Source organism: Solibacillus sp. FSL K6-1523 (genome assembly GCF_038005225.1).
GTDB lineage: Bacteria > Bacillota > Bacilli > Bacillales_A > Planococcaceae > Solibacillus.
On sequence record NZ_JBBOSU010000001.1, the window covers coordinates 110,001 to 124,905 of the forward strand.

Annotated in this window: 11 protein-coding genes and 2 rRNA genes (1 of these 13 running past the window's edge); 8 read left to right on the forward strand and 5 right to left on the reverse strand. The window is 40.4% G+C overall.

Translation table 11 applies throughout. The features are described from left to right. Window positions 1-1,991, forward strand: a 23S ribosomal RNA gene (locus tag MHI10_RS00570) (it extends 936 nt beyond the left edge of the window). A gap of 123 nt (window positions 1,992-2,114) precedes the next feature. Next, window positions 2,115-2,230, forward strand: a 5S ribosomal RNA gene (gene rrf / locus MHI10_RS00575). A 196-nt stretch (window positions 2,231-2,426) separates the two neighbouring features. On the opposite strand, the gene MHI10_RS00580 is transcribed toward rrf, so the two are convergent. Then, entirely contained in the window at window positions 2,427-3,098 is a 672-nt protein-coding gene (locus MHI10_RS00580) for a LytR/AlgR family response regulator transcription factor (protein ID WP_340782034.1), read from the reverse strand. Between the two features lie 222 nt (window positions 3,099-3,320). Between MHI10_RS00580 and aceA the strand changes: the two genes are divergently transcribed. Together aceA and MHI10_RS00590 are read left to right on the forward strand one after the other, a co-directional pair. Continuing rightward, window positions 3,321-4,604: an isocitrate lyase gene (aceA, locus tag MHI10_RS00585; protein WP_340782036.1), complete on the forward strand. Its 1,284-nt coding sequence runs from the start codon at window positions 3,321-3,323 to the stop codon at window positions 4,602-4,604. A gap of 453 nt (window positions 4,605-5,057) precedes the next feature. Beyond that, on the forward strand, window positions 5,058-6,233 hold the full coding sequence (locus MHI10_RS00590) for a pyridoxal-phosphate-dependent aminotransferase family protein (RefSeq protein WP_340782037.1): 1,176 nt from the start codon (window positions 5,058-5,060) through the stop codon (window positions 6,231-6,233). 43 nt (window positions 6,234-6,276) lie between these two features. Here MHI10_RS00590 and MHI10_RS00595 read toward each other — a convergent pair whose 3' ends face one another. Then, window positions 6,277-8,196, reverse strand: coding sequence for a tetratricopeptide repeat protein (locus tag MHI10_RS00595; protein ID WP_340782038.1), 1,920 nt, complete (start codon window positions 8,194-8,196; stop codon window positions 6,277-6,279). Between the two features lie 188 nt (window positions 8,197-8,384). Between MHI10_RS00595 and MHI10_RS00600 the strand changes: the two genes are divergently transcribed. The 4 genes from MHI10_RS00600 (at window position 8,385) to tnpB (ending at window position 11,558) form a co-directional block, all read left to right on the forward strand. After that, window positions 8,385-8,831 (forward strand): hypothetical protein, encoded by a 447-nt coding sequence (locus MHI10_RS00600; RefSeq protein WP_340782039.1) that lies wholly within the window; start codon window positions 8,385-8,387, stop codon window positions 8,829-8,831. A 166-nt stretch (window positions 8,832-8,997) separates the two neighbouring features. Continuing rightward, window positions 8,998-9,705 (forward strand): glycosyltransferase family 2 protein, encoded by a 708-nt coding sequence (locus MHI10_RS00605; RefSeq protein WP_340782040.1) that lies wholly within the window; start codon window positions 8,998-9,000, stop codon window positions 9,703-9,705. A 109-nt stretch (window positions 9,706-9,814) separates the two neighbouring features. After that, a complete protein-coding gene (locus tag MHI10_RS00610; protein ID WP_340782041.1) occupies window positions 9,815-10,198 on the forward strand; it encodes a YkvA family protein in 384 nt (127 codons plus the stop codon). Window positions 10,199-10,382: 184 nt separating this feature from the next. After that, complete coding sequence (tnpB, locus tag MHI10_RS00615; RefSeq protein WP_340782042.1) at window positions 10,383-11,558, forward strand: IS200/IS605 family element RNA-guided endonuclease TnpB; 1,176 nt, start codon at window positions 10,383-10,385, stop codon at window positions 11,556-11,558. 165 nt (window positions 11,559-11,723) lie between these two features. On the opposite strand, the gene MHI10_RS00620 is transcribed toward tnpB, so the two are convergent. From MHI10_RS00620 to MHI10_RS00630, 3 genes are read right to left on the reverse strand one after another with little or no spacing between them, the layout of a single operon-like run. Further along, complete coding sequence (locus MHI10_RS00620; protein WP_340782044.1) at window positions 11,724-12,863, reverse strand: DHHW family protein; 1,140 nt, start codon at window positions 12,861-12,863, stop codon at window positions 11,724-11,726. 13 nt (window positions 12,864-12,876) lie between these two features. Then, complete coding sequence (locus MHI10_RS00625) at window positions 12,877-14,253, reverse strand: MBOAT family O-acyltransferase (protein ID WP_340782045.1); 1,377 nt, start codon at window positions 14,251-14,253, stop codon at window positions 12,877-12,879. Window positions 14,254-14,259: 6 nt separating this feature from the next. Beyond that, entirely contained in the window at window positions 14,260-14,763 is a 504-nt protein-coding gene (locus MHI10_RS00630; protein ID WP_340782046.1) for a DUF4358 domain-containing protein, read from the reverse strand. Between the last annotated feature and the right edge of the window lie 142 nt (window positions 14,764-14,905).

Sequence of the window (14,905 nt, forward strand, 5' to 3'; positions counted from 1 at the left end):
CGCTTTACCGAATTCAGACAAACTCCGAATGCCAGATATTTATACACGGGAGTCAGACTGCGAGTGATAAGATCCGTAGTCAAGAGGGAAACAGCCCAGACCACCAGCTAAGGTCCCAAAGTAATCGTTAAGTGGAAAAGGATGTGGCGTTGCTTAGACAACCAGGATGTTGGCTCAGAAGCAGCCATCATTTAAAGAGTGCGTAATAGCTCACTGGTCGAGTGACGCTGCGCCGAAAATTTATCGGGGCTAAACGATTCACCGAAGCTGTGGATGCATCCGTATGGATGCGTGGTAGGAGAGCGTTCTAAGGGCGTTGAAGTCAGACCGGAAGGACTGGTGGAGCGCTTAGAAGTGAGAATGCCGGTATGAGTAGCGAAAGACGGGTGAGAATCCCGTCCACCGTATGACTAAGGTTTCCTGAGGAAGGCTCGTCCGCTCAGGGTTAGTCGGGACCTAAGCCGAGGCCGATAGGCGTAGGCGATGGACAACAGGTTGATATTCCTGTACCACCTCCTCACCGTTTGAGAAATGGGGGGACGCAGTAGGATAGGGTAAGCAGAGCGTTGGTTGTCTCTGTTCAAGCAGTAAGGCGTGTGTGTAGGCAAATCCGCACACTAATACGTTGAGCTGTGATGACGAGTCCGTATGGACGAAGTTCCTGATTTCACACTGCCAAGAAAAGCCTCTATCGAGGTGAGAGGTGCCCGTACCGCAAACCGACACAGGTAGTCGAGGAGAGAATCCTAAGGTGTGCGAGAGAACTCTCGTTAAGGAACTCGGCAAAATGACCCCGTAACTTCGGGAGAAGGGGTGCTCTTGAGCGTGCAAGCGCATGAGAGCCGCAGTGAATAGGCCCAGGCGACTGTTTAGCAAAAACACAGGTCTCTGCAAAACCGTAAGGTGAAGTATAGGGGCTGACGCCTGCCCGGTGCTGGAAGGTTAAGAGGAGTGGTTAGCGCAAGCGAAGCTACGAATTGAAGCCCCAGTAAACGGCGGCCGTAACTATAACGGTCCTAAGGTAGCGAAATTCCTTGTCGGGTAAGTTCCGACCCGCACGAAAGGCGTAACGATCTGGGCACTGTCTCAACGAGAGACTCGGTGAAATTATAGTACCTGTGAAGATGCAGGTTACCCGCGACAGGACGGAAAGACCCCGTGGAGCTTTACTGTAGCCTGATATTGAATTTTGGTACAACTTGTACAGGATAGGTAGGAGCCAGAGATCTCGGAGCGCCAGCTTCGAAGGAGGCGTCAGTGGGATACTACCCTGGTTGTATTGAACTTCTAACCCATGCCCCTTAACGGGGTAGGAGACAGTGTCAGGCGGACAGTTTGACTGGGGCGGTCGCCTCCTAAAGAGTAACGGAGGCGCCCAAAGGTTCCCTCAGAATGGTTGGAAATCATTCGTAGAGTGTAAAGGCATAAGGGAGCTTGACTGCGAGACCTACAAGTCGAGCAGGGTCGAAAGACGGGCTTAGTGATCCGGTGGTTCCGCATGGAAGGGCCATCGCTCAACGGATAAAAGCTACCCCGGGGATAACAGGCTTATCTCCCCCAAGAGTCCACATCGACGGGGAGGTTTGGCACCTCGATGTCGGCTCATCGCATCCTGGGGCTGTAGTCGGTCCCAAGGGTTGGGCTGTTCGCCCATTAAAGCGGTACGCGAGCTGGGTTCAGAACGTCGTGAGACAGTTCGGTCCCTATCCGTCGTGGGCGTAGGAAATTTGAGAGGAGCTGTCCTTAGTACGAGAGGACCGGGATGGACACACCGCTGGTGTACCAGTTGTTCTGCCAAGAGCATCGCTGGGTAGCTATGTGTGGACGGGATAAGTGCTGAAAGCATCTAAGCATGAAGCCCCCCTCAAGATGAGATTTCCCATTACGCAAGTAAGTAAGACCCCTGAAAGACGATCAGGTAGATAGGTTCGAGGTGGAAGTGTGGCGACATATGGAGCTGACGAATACTAATCGGTCGAGGACTTAACCACAATTTATTGCACAATTCAATGAAACGTTTATCCAGTTTTGAAAGAATAAAATTTATTTTTTTACTAAAAATCACTTGATTTTATTAGTAAAAATGATATAATAAATCTTGTCTTTTAAAATAGTCTAGTGATGATGGCAAAGAGGTCACACCCGTTCCCATACCGAACACGGAAGTTAAGCTCTTTAGCGCCGATGGTAGTTGGGGGCTTCCCCCTGTGAGAGTAGGACATCGCTAGGCACACTTAAAACCACTGAGAAATCAGTGGTTTTTTCTATTCGGTCAAACTTATCTAATGAATAATAGATCTTTTACTAAATAAAATGTCCACTACTGAAATTCAATTTTAGTAGTGGACATTTTATTTTCTTTAGTTTCTCCAAGCGCTTAAATGAAATGAAGACGTTAAATGAATTTCACGAAAAGGGCCAAAAAGTTAAAACTCCAACAGCGCGCGTAAATTATTTATATATGATTGGCTTACAGGAAGTTCAGTATCATCATTTAAAAGCACAATAAAGTTTGATGTAAGGTCACGCGTTATCCTTTTTATAGAGCAAATATTAACAATATAAGAACGATGAATACGAGTGAATGTATCAGGTAAGCGTGTTTGTAATTCTTTTAAAGTGACAGATGTTTTATATTGTTCTCCATCTTTATAAAACCAAGTTCTTTTTTGTAAACTTTCAAAATGAGATATTTGTTCTATTGGAATTGGAATCCAATCCTCTGCTTGTTTACCTGTAATAAATCGATATGGTTCAGGACACTGTATATTGAATAATGGAGGCAGGACTACAACGAGCGCTCCAAACTCGCCATTAACGATGATTGGATATCCGATCGCATAATAAGGTGTTTCAAACATCAGATTTTCCATGATGGCATCGGTTTTCTTTCTAGTCTGTATTACTTTATACGCGATGCTATCTGTTGGAACCTTGGAGCCGATTGCTAAATGAATCTTTTGATGTCCTGAACGAAAGTAAACAAACGTATCCTGAAATGCAATGGCGATAGATGCATCGCTTGGAATCCACTCTTCTAAAATAGTATTAAATTGTTCAATTTCCTCTGTACTCATTTTTATATCCTCAAAAATCATCGTGAATTATCCCCCTCTGTATTATCCATGTTTTAGTAATCCATCCCATAAAAAGTATATTCTATCATAAAAATAAACTGTTTTGTCGGAAAATAATGAAAATTTAAATTAACTGTTATATAGTATATTACATCAAGGATAACTGTTATGGAACAGAGGGGTAACAATTTTCATAGCAGAATGTTTTTTCTACAAACACAAATCGGAAGGTGGAAATTTAACATGTCAACTCGTCAACAGAAAATTGAGGCTTTACAAAAAGATTGGGCAGAAAACTCACGCTGGAATGGTATCGAACGTGCATATTCAGCAGAAGAGGTAGTTAAATTACAGGGGTCAGTAGTACTTGAGCAAACTTTAGCAACACGCGGGGCTAAACGTTTATGGAACTCTTTACATGAAGAGCCATTTATCAATGCATTAGGTGCGCTTACGGGGAACCAAGCAATTCAACAAGTAAAAGCAGGATTAAAAGCAATCTATTTATCAGGATGGCAAGTAGCTGCTGATGCGAACATTGCAGGTCAAATGTATCCTGACCAATCTTTATACCCAGCAAACTCTGTACCACAAGTAGTTAAACGTATTAACCAAGCGCTACAACGTGCTGACCAAATTGATCATGCTGAAGGTCGTGAAGATGAGTTTGACTGGTTCGCACCAATCGTAGCAGATGCTGAAGCTGGTTTCGGTGGTCCACTGAACGTATTCGAGCTAGTAAAAGGTATGATCGAAGCAGGTGCTGCAGGCGTACACTTAGAAGACCAATTAGCTTCTGAGAAAAAATGCGGTCACTTAGGTGGTAAAGTATTACTACCAACTCAAAACGCAGTACGTAACTTAATCGCTGCTCGTCTTGCGGCAGACACAATGGGCGTTGATACAATCTTAATCGCTCGTACGGATGCTGATGCAGCTGATATGGTTACATCTGATATCGATCCACGCGATGCTGAGTTCATCACTGGCGAACGTACACCAGAAGGCTTCTTCCGTACAAATCCAGGTATCAAACAAGCAATCGCTCGTGGTTTAGCTTATGCACCATACGCTGATTTAATCTGGTGTGAAACATCTAAGCCATCTCTTGAGGAGGCTCGTGAATTTGCGGATGCAATCCATGCACAGTTCCCAGGGAAAATGCTTGCTTACAACTGCTCACCATCATTCAACTGGAAAGCAAACCTTTCTGAAGATGTAATTGCTGAGTACCAACGTGAACTAGGTAAAATGGGTTACAAGTTCCAGTTCGTAACATTAGCTGGTTTCCACTCATTAAACCACTCTATGTTCGAGCTTGCACATGACTATAAAGATAACGGCATGGCAGCATACTCTAAATTACAACAAGCTGAATTTGCTTCAGAATCAAAAGGTTATACAGCTACTCGTCACCAACGTGAAGTGGGTACTGGTTATTTTGACGACGTATCACAAGTTATCTCTGGTGGTACATCATCAACAACAGCAATGGCAGGATCTACAGAAACTGAGCAATTCGTTTAATTAATAAAAAGCTCCCCATTCTCTAATGAGTGGGGAGAAATATAAAATAGTGATTGATTAAATATTTATTATTTAATTAACAGGGGAATCACTATATATAAAACATTTAATCAAAATCTTTCAGAAGTTTTTTAAAATGCGAGACCGCTGTTGGGGAACAAGCGGGGAAGTCGATATGCCGAAACGACGGACTAGTTCAATTTTAAATGGTGGAAGGAAATTTTGAATAGGTATTTATCTTAACAGTTATCTACTATACGGCTAAATCGAATTGGAACGCGATTTAGGGCAAATATAATTGGATTGCCTCCAATTAAATAGACAGTTAAAACTTAGGGGTTATTATAAAGTTTTGTAACAGTTATTGAATAGGAAATGTCTTTTTAGTCGGGATGGGGCTAGAAGGACATTTTCTATTTTTAAAAATAGGACAATTATAAAGGGGATAAAAAAATGAAGAATCGAGAATTATTGCTTGTACCAGGACCGACACCTGTTGTTGATGAAATTTATGATGCGCTTGCGAGTGAAACACGTGGTCATACAGATCCGCGCTTTGTCGCTATTTTTAAAAATGCCATTGAGCAAACAAAAAAGTTATTCAATACAAAGAGTGAAGTGTATGTAGTAGCGGGTTCAGGTACATTGGCAATGGAAATGGCGATTGTTAACACGGTCGGAAAAGGGGAGCGTCTTCTAGTCATTAGCCATGGCTATTTCGGGGATCGCTTTACACCACTTGCCAATGCATTCGGTATTGAAGTAGAAGTTTTACAATCTGCATGGGGTGAACGTGTAGACCCACAGTTAGTCGCAGAAACATTAAAAACGAACACATTTAAAGCAGTAACAATTACACATGCAGATACGTCAACGGGGGTCATGTCAGATTTAGAAGCATTAGTCCCAATTATTAAAGATGCGGGTGCACTTGTCATTGTCGATGGCGTTGTGGCGACGGCTGCGCTTGAAGAAGATATGAGCAAAGCATATGGGAATAATGAAGCTTATAAAATTGATGTTGTGTTAACGGGCTCACAAAAAGCGATTGGTATTCCACCAGGCCTTGCAATTATTGCATTTAGTGAGCAAGCATTAGCAGCGCGTGAAGCATTAGGCCAAATTCCGGCTTATTATGCAGATATTAATTGTTGGAGAGGGGTAATGGACAATCCAGCAACGTATTTTGCTACTCCACCAGTAAATTTAATTTACGCTTATGACGCAGCATTAAAAATCGTTTTAGCGGAAGGAATGGAAGCACGTGAAGCACGCCACATCGCATTTGGAAAAGCGGTTCGTGCAGCGCTTCGTTCATACGGCATGACGCCGTTAGCAGATGAGTCTGTTGCTGCTCCAACATTAAGTTGTATTTTATATCCAGAAGGCGTTGAAGATGGTGCATTTCGTGCAAGTTTAGCTGAACGAGGGATTATTGTAGCTGGTTCATTAGCGCATCTTGCGGGTAAGGCATTCCGTATCGGGCATATGGGGAATACAACAGCTTCAATGCTCGAGCAGGCAATTGTGGTGATTGGTGAAGCATTGCAAGAGCAAAATCACACAGTTAATGTAGATCAAGCACTACAAGCTTTTCATGAGCAAATTGCACAAGTGGTAAAAGCATAAATAAGAAGCTGGCAAAGGAGGATTTCCTCTTTGCCAGCTTTTTTTACATTTCTTGTTCGATCGATTGTTTTAACCAACGTGTAGCCTCTGTATAGTCTTGGGCGACACCTTGTCCTTTTTTGTAAAGCATCCCTAGTTGGAATTGCGCTTTAACATGTCCTTGTTGTGCGGCAAGGCGATACCATTTGGCAGCTTCTTTATAGTCATGTGCGACTCCTTCACCGTTCGCATGCATTTGAGCTAGTTGAAATTGTGCTTTTGCAAAACCTTTATTAGCAGCACGTAGGATCCATTTTGCTGCTTCCTGATAATCCCGCTTCACTCCGAGTCCTTTATCAAAAATATTGCCAAGCTTATACTGAGCTTCGATATGTCCTTGTTCTGCGGCAAGACGATAGCAATGTCGTGCTTCATCATAGTTGAGCGTGGTACCTAGACCTTGCTCATAAAGTAAACCAAGCTGAAATTCTGCATTGGCATCATTTTGACTTGTGGCTGCCTGCAACCATTTGAATGCTTCATTATAATTCGGTAAATTATTTTCCCCATCTAAAGCGAGCATTGCTAATTGAAATTGTGCTTGTGCATGGTTTTGTCTAGCTGCACGTTTTAACCATTTATGAGCACTGTCCAATTGCCCAAGCGATAAATAAATGATACCAAGATCATAGTTGGCACTAATATGTTCGCTAGCTGCTGCTTTTGAAAGCCACTCAATCGCTAAAGAAATGGAATGCTTTGTATTTTGTTGTTTATAAATAAGTCCAAGTGAATATTGTGCATTTATATGCCCGCTATTCGCGGCAAGTGTGAGCCATTTTAACGCTTCTTCTTCATTTTTTTGTATGCCTTGCCCAGATTTATAAAGGAGGGCTAATTGGAATTGTGCGTTTGTATGTCCTTGCATCGCTGCTGTTAAAAACCACTTTGCCGCTTGTTTAAACGACTGCTCAACCCCACGCCCATTCTTAAATAAATAACCAAGATTATACTGGGCACTCGCATCTCCCGCAGTGGCTGCTTCGGTAAAGAGCGTGGCGGCTTGCGCAAAGCTTTGTTCGACCCCATTGCCATCATGGTATAGAAAGCCGAGGTTATTTAGTGCACTTGTATTCCTTTGCGTTGCTGCTTTTTCATACCAATGCGCTGCTTTTTGGAAATTTTGTTCGACGCCATGCCCTTGATTGTAAAGGGAGCCGAGGTTGTACTGTGCATCAGCATTACCAGCATGAGCTGCTAAGTCATAGAGCTCGGCTGCTTTTCGCACATCCTGGTCAACCCCTTGCCCCAATTGATACAACACACCAAGTGCATATTGCGCATTTGCATCATTTTGCTCTGCTGCGCGTGTATACCACTTGGCAGCTACGAGATAATTCTTTCTCACGCCATTTCCATGATTATATAAAAATCCGAGATTATACTGGGCGTTACTGTCCCCATTATTAGCAGAATCTAAAAACCAACGTGCTGCATCTTCATAATCATGCTTTGGAAAATCAAGTTTCGTTCGTTGAGGTGCTGTTTGCATTTCATCTAAATCAAAATAAGCGGCCTGAGCAAGTTTCGCTCCTCTTGTTAAGTGTTTTATATACCAAGTAGTTAAATCAATTAAGTAATCAAGTGCGATTTTTGCTGCCTTTGTATCGACGATAGCATTAGAGGATGTTAATGTTGTTTTTTGAATTAAATTCATCAATAAATACATACGTCGAGGATGAATCTTCTCAGCAAATCCTTTATTAAGTAGGAGTGTACGAAGATCGGAACCCTTCCCTGATTTGTTCATTTCTTTTTCATATAAATCACGAACAATAATACTAAGTGCGACATTCAACTTTTTTAAGGAAAGAGTAGGATTTGAAATCGTATAGCGTGCTGCCCCTTGTAATGCTTCAGCTAATGGACGATGAGTTTCAGGAATAGCATTGCAAAGATTTGTAAGCAAGTCGCGATTCACCATTAACGTACTCACTCCTTTCATATATTTAGTCGATTTCGATAAGTGATATCTTTTTAATTATGCTTTTTATCGGAAGAATATGAATAAAGTGAAACTTCGATCGACGTAAAGGGATTTTAGTATAACCTTGTTGAACTATAATAGAAGAGTAATAGTATACGTTACTATTGATAGGGGGGAGGAATTGTATGGGGAAATATAGTCCTTATTTTTGGAAGATCATTTGGGTTATCGGACTAATTGTATTCATTAAGTTTAGTTTAAATTTTGAAAATCAAATGCAACAAACGGCGATGGCTGAATATAATCCAATCCCAGTTTGGTGGTATGATGTAGTTCATCCAATATTATTTGGTTTTTATCTTTCGTTGCTTTTTGTTAAAAAGTGGTCAGTAAAAATTAATCTATCTTTATTCTGGTGTGTATCAATGCCGAGTTTCGTTATGTTGTGTGGCTATCCTTTGTTAGCTACACTTTCAATGTTAGGAATTTTGCCAGATAAAATGCTTAACTTCTCTATTTATACTTGGGTACTCAAAGCGTTTGTATCCTATTCCTATGTTTTTGGAATGATCGCAGGATTGACCATTATGTTAAGCTTTTTTAGCACGCACCCAACTAAATCAAGGAAATAATTTAGAGAATCCTTAGAAGGTAAGTCTGAAAAAACGTTTCATTTGGATTTACCTTACCTTCAGTATTTTAGCCGCACCCAAATGTATCTTTTTGCATACCATTGTATTTAACCTCATTTCTCGATAAACTTGATTCAATTGGTCTAGTATAAAGGGGAGTGTAAAAATGGAACCAGTCATCGTACTGATCCCGGCATTAAATCCTTTGCCAACAATTATTGAATTCGTTGAAAAGCTTGAAAAGTTAGCGATTGAAAAAATTATCATTATTAATGATGGCAGTGATGAAAAATATAAAAAGACGTTTGAAACATTACATAATAAAGGGCATGTCGTTTTAACACATGAACAAAATTTCGGTAAGGGGCGTGCAATTAAAACGGGGCTTCACTATTTGTTGAATTCCTCATTCCATAGTAAAGGAATCGTTACTGTCGGGGCACATGGTCAGCATTCTGTTCTCGATGTAGAGCAAATTATAATGAGCACGAAAATTTTCTCCGATGGTATTATTTTAGGTGTACGGGAATTTAAAAATTCGGATTACTCGGTGCTTCATCAACTCCAAAACCGCGCTAACTCGATGTTGTTTGAACTATTCTTTCATAAACGTTTGCTCGATATACAAACAGGCTTACGCTATATTCCACGACAACATTTAGCATGGCTATATCAGGTCAAGGGGGAGACTTTTAACTTTGATACGAACATGCTTGTCGAAGCGATTCAGCGGAATGCTCAGCTTTATGAAGTGCCGATTGGACATGCAAAATTAAGAAAGAATTCGGTTATTTATTATGATGAAGTCATTCATCCAGCGAAAATTCTGCAGCAACTATGTGCAAGTTTTAGAGGAAATAACGCACGCCCATGAAACTTTTCAATGAAGAAATCGTAAATACTAATGAAAAGAAGTTGTCTTGCTATTGGAATAAGTGGGTAAAATAGTGTAGAGCGTGTTTTCTAAAGAGGGGAGAATCATCATGAGTGAAAATTTTAAATTTGATAAAATGATTGAAGGACAAGATAAACATTATTCTGATAAAAAGTTTCTCAGTAAAATGAAAGGCTTTGGTGGGGGTCTTGGCTATAAAGCAATGCAAGCTGCTTCAACATTATTTGTAGCATTAAAAAGTCCAGACATGTCAAAAGCAAATAAATTAATTATGCTTGGTGCGCTCGGTTATTTTATTTTGCCATTAGATGTCGTGGCTGATTTTTTACCTCTAGTAGGATTAACGGATGATGCATTTATTATTGTAGCAGCGCTTGCAAAAGTGTATACATCCATTACAGATGAGATGAAAATAGAAGCAGATGAATGGATTGAGAAAACATTAGGTAGTAAAACAATCCCAAAAGAATAAGTGGATGAGTCGAGATGGGAAAGTCATTTCGGCTTTTTTATCATTATCCGACAGAAGACTCCCACTTCAAGGAATGTGTAGGGTGTAGCTAAATGAGTAAGTGGGAGATGAATGTCGGTAGGCGGTAGCCTAAAGTTTTTTCTTACACTTGCGAACGTATATTCTGTTTGATAGAATGTAAGAAATGGAGGTGAACCGATTGTTGACGTATAAAGCGTATAAATTCCGTCTCTATCCGACAAAGGAACAGACGACATTGATTAATAAAACAATAGGCTGTTGTCGCTACATTTTCAACCATTGTCTTGCTGAGTGGCAAGCCACATACAAGGAAACAGGTAAAGGCTTGTCGTATGGAAAATGCTCCGCGATGCTGCCAACATTAAAAAAACAAGAAAAAACAAGCTGGCTAAAAGAAGTAGATAGCATTGCCCTTCAAACAACAGTACGACATTTAGCGGATAGCTATGACCGTTTTTTCAAACAGCAAAACGAAGCACCGCGTTTTAAATCGAAGAAAAACCCCACACAAAGCTATACGACAAAAATGACGAATGATAATATCAAAATAATCAAAGGTCGCATCCAACTCCCGAAACTAGGTCATGTGAAATTCGCAAAATCCAAAGAAATTACAGGAAAAATCATGAGCATAACCATTAGAAGAAGCCCCACAGGTAAGTATTTCATCGCAGTTTTAGCTGAAACAGACATCCAAGCCTACCCAAAAACAACGAAAAACGTCGGCATTGATGTTGGTCTCAAAGAATTCGCAAAGTTATCTGACGGTACAACCTACGCCAACCCGCAGTTTTTCCGTAAGCTAGAGGCAAAATTAGCAGAAGAACAACGCATTTTAGCCTGTAAAAAAGAGGGGGTCATCAAACGAAACTGTCCATTAGATGAAGCGAAAAACTATCAAAAACAGCGCATAATAGTAGCAAAAATTCATGAGAAAATCCGCAATGTACGGCATGATTACTTACACAAAATATCCACTGAAGTTGTCAAAAACCACGACATCATCGGAATTGAAGATTTGCGTGTCAGTAAGATGCAAAAGAATCACCTACTTGCCAAGGCTATTAGTGACGCGGGCTGGTCAGAATTCGCGCATATGCTCGAGTACAAAGCACAATGGCACGACAAACAGGTGATTCGAGTAGGTAAAACATTTGCCTCCAGCCAGCTTTGTTCACATTGCGGCTATCAACATAAAGACGTGAAGAATCTCGCCATCCGCACATGGACGTGTCCAAAATGTCTTACAGAACATGACCGAGATCTCAACGCAAGCATCAATATTCTACAAGAAGCATTAAGGCTTCAAACCGTAGGGACTACGGGGCTAGCTCGGTGAATTCTCCATCTAATAGAGATATTCAGCCAAGAATCTCCCTCCTCTAAGCGATAGCGTAGGTGGGAGTAGTTCAAGTTGTGCATATTTGGCAACTAGGTGATGGCAGTAAAGGACGTTATACTACAAAGGAAAAAGGTTATTTGAGCGGGACTAACTTATCTCCACTTAATTTAATTTTAAAAGCGCCGCCTCTTCAATGAAAGTAGCTGTGTTAAATAAAAACAGCACATCCTGAATGTTATTCTCGGATAAGTAATTTCCTATACTACCATTATAATAACGCAAATCAATTACATGAATTTCGGGTATATGATTTGTGAGGAATGGGAGAGCATTATGCGCATAAGAGTCTTTAATGACGAGTAGCTTTTCTTGTGTAACTTGTTGTGGATCAAGTCTCGTTGTCAATTTTATTAACGCATGAACCCCACCTAGAAAATATGAATATTGATCCTTCTTCGCTAAAAAGCGTTCATCATACATGCTTGTCACAGTTTGATCGGAATCGGCGATATATATTTCTGTGAAGGCTGGATTAAGAGGTGTGTAAGTCTGAATCGTATCCGGTGTTAATCCTGTAAACTGCCCCCTTGTATGGTAGCTCCCTAGAAATGACTCACTCACTGTTTTAATTAAAAAATCACTTTGAGAAAGTGGTTGCCATCCTTGTTGCTCGGCATAGGCAACGTAAGCCAAATAAGCTCCGTATGTTGTCCAATGATGATCCGTCCGATAATAAATCGGTTCAGATGCATGTTGTTCTAAGAAATCAAAGCCATTCATAAAGGCTAATTTGTTTTGCATTGTTGCCTCGATAAATTGATTGACCTGCTTTTGAGAATAGGAAGATGCTAACCAAGGTAATCGTTCTGGATAGATGCCAATTGATGTTGGGGCAAGCATGAACGTCATTTTTACAGTCGGATGATTGCTTGCAAACTGGTTTACTGACTCGGCATAGCGTTGAACCTTCATATAATTAGGCTCTAAAAACTTTTCAAATAAATAGCCATCTTTGCCCTGATAAATACCGTTATTTTCTTGCTGCAATCGGGCTTGTTCTGATGTTGATTTGATCCATAACCACTTGTCTCGAAACGGAAAGTGATCTGTAATGAAAAGCTCCGTCTCTTCAGCAAATTTCTTGGATACTAAGTTATCCCAAGTAAGTTGTGGCGCGGCCTGTAAATATCTATTTTCTAGTTCAGAAAAACGATGATGAGGCATAGCGAAGAAAAGTACTGAGATAAGAAACGTCGAACTAACAAATCCAACGACTAGTAATCGCTCTGATATGTGCTTCATAAAGTCTTCCTCCCTAAAAACGGAAATATAAAAATGGATTAAATGTGGCATCTACTAAGTAGGCAACCGAAAGTAAATAGAGAAATCCATACCAAGCTAAATGGGCGATTGATAATCTAGGATATCGCTTCAACGGTAAAGAGGCGATGACTAATACGATAAGCAAAATGGTATTTGTATAAAACAAGTACATTGTTTCGTTATTCCACAGAGCTTGACCATTGAACCCCCACATGGCAGCCAAATAGCCAATAATTAAAGAAGGTTTTTCAAAGGCAAATAGTACCCACCCCATAAGAATGAGAAGAATGGCATAAAGATGTCTAATAAAGCGTGGTGCACGTTGAAGTAATGCTAATCCCCACCATTTTTCAAAAATGAGAATGACACCAAAATACAATCCCCACAGTATAAAGTTCCAGCTTGCGCCATGCCAAAAGCCTGTTAGCATCCAAACAATTAAAATATTTCGCGTTTGAATGGCTAACCCTCGTCGATTCCCACCAAGCGGAATGTAAACATATTCGCGAAACCAACTGCTAAGCGATATATGCCATCTCCGCCAAAAGTCAGTAATGCTTTGGGCTATATAAGGTTTGTTGAAATTTTCGTTAAATCGGAAACCAAACATAAGACCGAGACCAATCGCCATATCTGAATAACCACTAAAATCAAAATAAATTTGGAAAGCAAATGCGATAATACCTAACCAGGCTGTTAACACAGGCATCGACGCTGGATTGGAACTCGAAATGGTATCCCATAGCAAGCCGATATTGTTGGCAAGTAGCACCTTCTTCGCTAATCCAATGGTAAACCTACGAACACCTTCCGCAAACATCTTCATATTTTCAGTGCGCTGTTTTAGCTGTTCTGCAATCGTGCTATATTTCACAATCGGCCCTGCTACTAATTGTGGGAACAGGGCGACATATGTGCCGAAGTCTATCCAGTTTCGCTGTGCTTTTGCTGTCCCACGGTAGACGTCGATAATATAAGACATCGACTGGAACGTGTAAAAGGATATTCCGATAGGCAAAGGCAGATCGGTTAACGGGATATTCGTCCCGAGTAACGCATTGACATTTTGAATGAGAAAATCAGCATATTTAAAATAAGATAACAGCAAGAGGTTCACAATAATGGAACATGCAACAATGGCTTTACGCTTTACGGAGGTCATATTCGGTTTATCTAGGAGCAAACCGAAACAAAAATCTGTCAGCGTAGACACTAACATGATGACGATGTAGACCGGTTCACCCCATGCATAAAAAATAAGGCTCATTATAAATAAAATGAGGTTTTTAAACTTTCTTGGCGAGCAATAATAAAGCGTTAACACGGCTGGCAAGAACAAGAATAGGAAAAGAAGGCTACTAAATACCATCGTCGTTTATTTTTCTGTGAAGAAGCGATCATAAACTGTTATTAGTTTGTCTGCTTGATCAGAAATAACGAATAATACATAATTTCCTTTTGTTACGATTTTGTGATTCTTTGCATTTTCATATTGATCCGGAAGATATTGTTCGAATGACTTCATGGCATTTTCAGCTCTTCCCTTTACTTTTGCTAATACTTCCGCGATATCATTTACGTCTCTCACTTTAAAGATAGCAATTTCATTCGAATGTACCATCATCATTGGAATTCGAACGGAGAAATCTTCAAGTTTTGCCGCATCTAAATCGTAAACATTCTTCAAATCCTCTGCCGTTAATTCCATTAGTGCGGGTTGTTCCACTTCTGCTAGCATTTGCTCGGTCATTTCTTTGGCAGATACATTTGGCTCAATTGGCGCTGTCTTATCATCCGTTGTAGAAGTTTTGTTTCCAGAGCATGCCGAAACTACTAGTACTAACACCATCGTTAGCATAATTACTATCATTTTTTTCATAATATTATCTCCTTTTATTAATTATTTGATTACAAAGGGATTAGACGTAGGAAGTCTACTAACGTTACATAAAATTAAATATTTTTAAGTAATATTTTTTATGCATATGGAGATAGTATGTTTCATTTGTGATGCTACATAC